Annotated in this window: 1 protein-coding gene; it reads left to right on the forward strand. The window is 73.7% G+C overall.

Annotated elements, in window-relative coordinates:
- Positions 1-4505, forward strand: a 4505-nt coding sequence (locus tag G3I65_RS14735; protein WP_160696610.1) for a non-ribosomal peptide synthetase, incomplete at both ends; no start/stop codon positions are given.

A 4505-nucleotide genomic window follows, 5' to 3' on the forward strand; every position in this document is an offset into this window, starting at 1 on the left:
CCCGCCGCTGGTCCCGCAACGGCGGCCCGAGTTCGTGCCGCTGTCCGGCGCCCAGCGGCGGCTGTGGTTCCTGCACCACCTCGAAGGACCGTCCGCCACCTACAACGTGCCGCTGATCATGCGCCTCGACGGCGACCTCGACGTCGAAGCGCTGCGTGCGGCGCTCACCGACGTGGTCGCCCGCCACGAGGCCTTGCGCACCCGGTTCCCGCAGCGGGACGGCGTGCCCTACCAGGACATCCTCCCGGCCGGAGCGGTCAGCCTGCCGGTGCGCGAGGTCGCGGACCTCGACGCGGCCTTGATCGGGCTCGTCCGCGGGCCTTTCGACCTCGAACACGAGGTGCCGGTGCGGGCGGAACTGCTCCGGACCGGCACGGGCGAGCACGTGTTCGCGCTGGTGTTCCACCACATCGCCTCCGACGGCTGGTCGATGGCCCCGCTGTGGCGTGACATCGCCACGGCCTACGCCGCCCGCCACGCCGGGGAGGCTCCACAGTGGACGCCGTTGCCGGTGCAGTACGCGGACTACACGCTCTGGCAACGGGAACTGCTCGGCCGCGAGGAGGATCCCGACAGCGTCCTCAGCGCGCAGCTGGACTACTGGCGCGACGCGCTCGACGGCCTGCCGGACCGGATCGATCTGCCGCTGGACCGGCCGCACCCGGCGACCGCGACGTTCCGCGGCGAGCTGCACACCTTCGGCTGGGACGCCGGGCTCCACGCCCGCTTGGCCGAGCTGGCCCGCGAGTGCGGCGCCAGCGTGTTCATGGTCGTGCACGCGGCCCTCGCCGCCCTGCTCACGCGCCTGGGCGCGGGGACCGACGTGCCGATCGGCTCACCCATCGCCGGGCGCACCGACCAGGCGCTCGACGACCTCGTCGGGTTTTTCGTCAACACCCTCGTTCTGCGGGTGGACACCGGCGGCGAGCCGTCGTTCCGCGACCTCGTGGCCCGCGTGCGCGAGCGCAACCTGGACGCGTACGCCCACCAGGACGTGCCGTTCGAGCGGCTGGTCGAGGTGCTGAACCCGGCGCGGTCGCTGTCCTACCACCGGCTGTTCCAGGTGATGCTCGCCGGGCAGAACAACGCCCGCGCCGACGTGACCTTGCCCGGCCTGACCGTCTCGGAGGTCCCGGTGACGACCGGGACGTCGAAGTTCGACCTGGCGATCTCGCTGACCGAGCGCGAAGCCGGGATCGACGGCGTGCTGGAGTTCAACGCCGACGTCTTCGACCACGCCGGCGCGGACGCGATCCTGCGCCGCCTCGAAGTGCTGCTGCGCGCCGCGCTGGCCGAACCGGACCGCCCGGTCGGCGCGCTCGACCTCCTCGCCGGGGACGAGCGGGACCGCGTGCTCACCGAGTGGGCCGGCTCCCTCGACCCCGCGGGCACGGAGACGTTCCCCGCGATGTTCGCCCGCCGCGTCGCCGAGGCGCCGGACGCGATCGCGCTCGTCTTCGAGGACGAGGAACTGACCTACGCGGAGGTGGACGCCCGCGCGAACCAGTTGGCGAACCTGCTGCTCGCCCGGGGCGCCGGACTGGAGCGGGTGGTCGCGCTGGCCGTGCCGCGGTCGCTCGACATGATCATCGCCGAGCTGGCCGTCCTCAAGGCGGGCGCGGCCTACCTGCCGATCGACGTCGACTACCCGGCCGACCGGATCGCCTACATGGCCGACGACGCGCGGCCGGCCTGCGTGGTGACGACCCGGGACGTCGAGGCGAAGCTGCCCGCGACCCTCCCGCGGGTCCTGCTCGACGACCCGGCGCTGCCTGAGATGTCCACAGTGGATCCAGCGGTGCCGGTCAAGCCGGAGAACGCGGCCTACGTGATCTACACGTCCGGTTCGTCCGGGCGGCCGAAGGGCGTCGTGCTCCAGCACTCCGGTGTGGCGAAGCTGGTCGCCACGCAGGTCGAGCGGTTCGGCGTCGGGCCGCACAGCCGGGTGCTGCAGTTCGCGTCGCCGAGCTTCGACGTCGCGTTCTGGGACCTGTGCCTCGGGCTGCTGTCCGGCGGGCGGCTGGTGGTCGTCCCCGCCGAACGCCGCGTCGCCGGGCCGGCGCTGACCGAGTACGCGCTCCGGCACGCCGTCGACTTCATGATTCTGCCGCCCGCCCTGCTCGACGCCATGCCCGCCGACCTCGCCCTGCCGACCGACAGCGTCCTGCTGGCGGGCACGGAACGCGTGTCGCCGGAGCTGGTGCGGCGGTGGGCGCCGGGGCGGCGGATGTTCAACGCCTACGGCCCCACCGAAGCGACCACCAACTCGACGCTGGGCGAGAGCGACCCGGCCGAGCTGGCGGACGCGACGGTCGTCCCGATCGGCATCCCCGACCCCGGCACCCGCGCGTACGTGCTGGACGCCGGGCTGCGGCCGGTGCCGCCCGGCGTCGTGGGGGAGCTGTACCTCGCGGGCTCCGGCCTGGCGCGCGGTTATCTCGGGCGGCCGGGGCTGACGGCGGAGCGGTTCGTGGCAGACCCGTTCGGTTCGGGCGGACGCCTCTACCGCACGGGTGACCTGGTGAAGTGGCTGCCGGACGGCCGGCTGGTCTTCCTGGGCCGGGCGGACGACCAGGTCAAGATCCGCGGCTACCGGATCGAACTCGGCGAGATCGAGTCGGTGCTGGCGGAGCACCCGGCGGTCGGGCAGTCCGTCGTCGTCGCGCAGGACGGCCGGCTGATCGCCTACGCCGTCCCGTCGGCCGGGCGGGACGAAGAGGCGGAGCTGGAGCACGTCGGCGAGTGGCGTGAGCTGCACGAGAACGTCTTCACCGACGCGGCCGCCGGTGGGCTGGAGGAGAACTTCACCGGCTGGAACTCCAGCTACGACGGCACCGAGATCCCGCTCGACGAGATGCGGGAGTGGCACGCGGCGACGATCGACCGCATCCGGTCGCTCCAGCCGAAGCGGGTGCTGGAGATCGGCGTGGGCAGTGGTCTGATCCTGTCGAGGATCGCACCGGACGCCGAGGCGTACTGGGGCGTCGACCTGTCCGAGAAGGCCATCGCGAACCTGCGGCGCGAGGTCGCGGCGACGCCGTTCGCGAGCAAGGTCCACCTGGCCGCGCGCCCGGCGCACGACCTCGGCGAACTGCCGGCCGAACCGTTCGACACGGTGATCATCAACTCCGTTGCGCAGTACTTCCCGAGCGTCGGCTACCTCGCCGAGGTGATCCGCACGGCCGCCGCGCGCGTCCGGCCGGGCGGCGTGGTCTTCCTCGGCGACATCCGGAACCTGCGCTCGCTGCGCGCGTTCCGGACCGCGACCGAGCTGCGCCACGGCCGCCGGGATGCCGCGGCCGCCGACCAGGCGATCGCCCGGGAAGGCGAGCTGGTGCTCGACCCGGACTTCTTCGCGGCGCTGAGCCGGGAACTCGACGGGTTCGACGACGTCGACCTGTGGGTCAAGCGCGGCCACGCGCACAACGAGCTGACCCGGCACCGCTACGACGTCGTGCTGCGGAAGGCGCCGAAGCCGGTGCCGCCGGCGGAGGACGTGGTCGCGTTCAGTTCGCTCGACGAGCTGGAATCCCGGCTGGCGGACGGTCCGGCCCGGCTGCGCGTCACCGGGGTGCCGAACGCGCGCCTGTCCGGCGAGCTGGCCGCCGTCGCGGCGCTGGCGGGTGGGGATGCCGACGCGGCACTGTCCGCTTTGGACAGCGAGCCGTCCGGAGTGGACCCGGAGACCCTGCACGCCCTCGGTGAGCGCCACGGCTACCGCGTGTACGGGACCCTGACCGCGGACGCGGGCACGGTGGAGGTCGTGTTCACCACCGGTGCGCCGACCCGGATCCACCGCACTCGCCCGGTCCGCGCCGCCCTCGAGGCGCTCGGCAACCACCCGGCGGGGCAACGGGACACGAGCGCGCTGGTGGCGGCGCTGCGGGCGCACGTCCGCGACCGGCTGCCGCAGTACATGGTGCCCTCGGCGTTCGTGCTCCTGGACCGGCTGCCGCTGCTCGCCTCGGGCAAGCTCGACCGCCGTGCGCTGCCGAGCCCGGACAAGCAGGCCGCCACCACCGGACGGGCGCCGCGGACCCCGGTCGAAGAGGTCCTGTGCGGGCTCTTCGCCGAAGTCCTCGACACCTCGGCGGTCGGCGTCGACGACGACTTCTTCGCCCTCGGCGGCCATTCGCTGATGGCGACGCGGCTGGTCGCGCGGCTGCGCGCGGTCTTCGGCGTCGAGCTGCAGGTGCGGTCGGTGTTCGAGACGCCGACCGTGGCCGGGCTCGCCACGCTGCTGGCCGCCGCGGACGCCTCGGCCGCGCGTCCCGCCCTGACCCGCGCCGAGCCGCGGCCGGACGTGCTGCCACTGTCGTTCGCCCAGCAGCGGCTGTGGTTCCTGCACCGCCTCGAAGGGCCCTCGGCGACGTACAACATGCCGACCGCGGTGCGGCTCACCGGCGCCCTCGACGTCGACGCGCTGCGCACGGCGCTGTCCGATGTGGTCGGTCGCCACGAGGCCCTCCGCACGGTCTTCCCCGAGATCGGCGGGGGAGCGCGGC

The organism is Amycolatopsis sp. SID8362 (assembly GCF_010550475.1).
Classification (GTDB): domain Bacteria; phylum Actinomycetota; class Actinomycetes; order Mycobacteriales; family Pseudonocardiaceae; genus Amycolatopsis; species Amycolatopsis eburnea.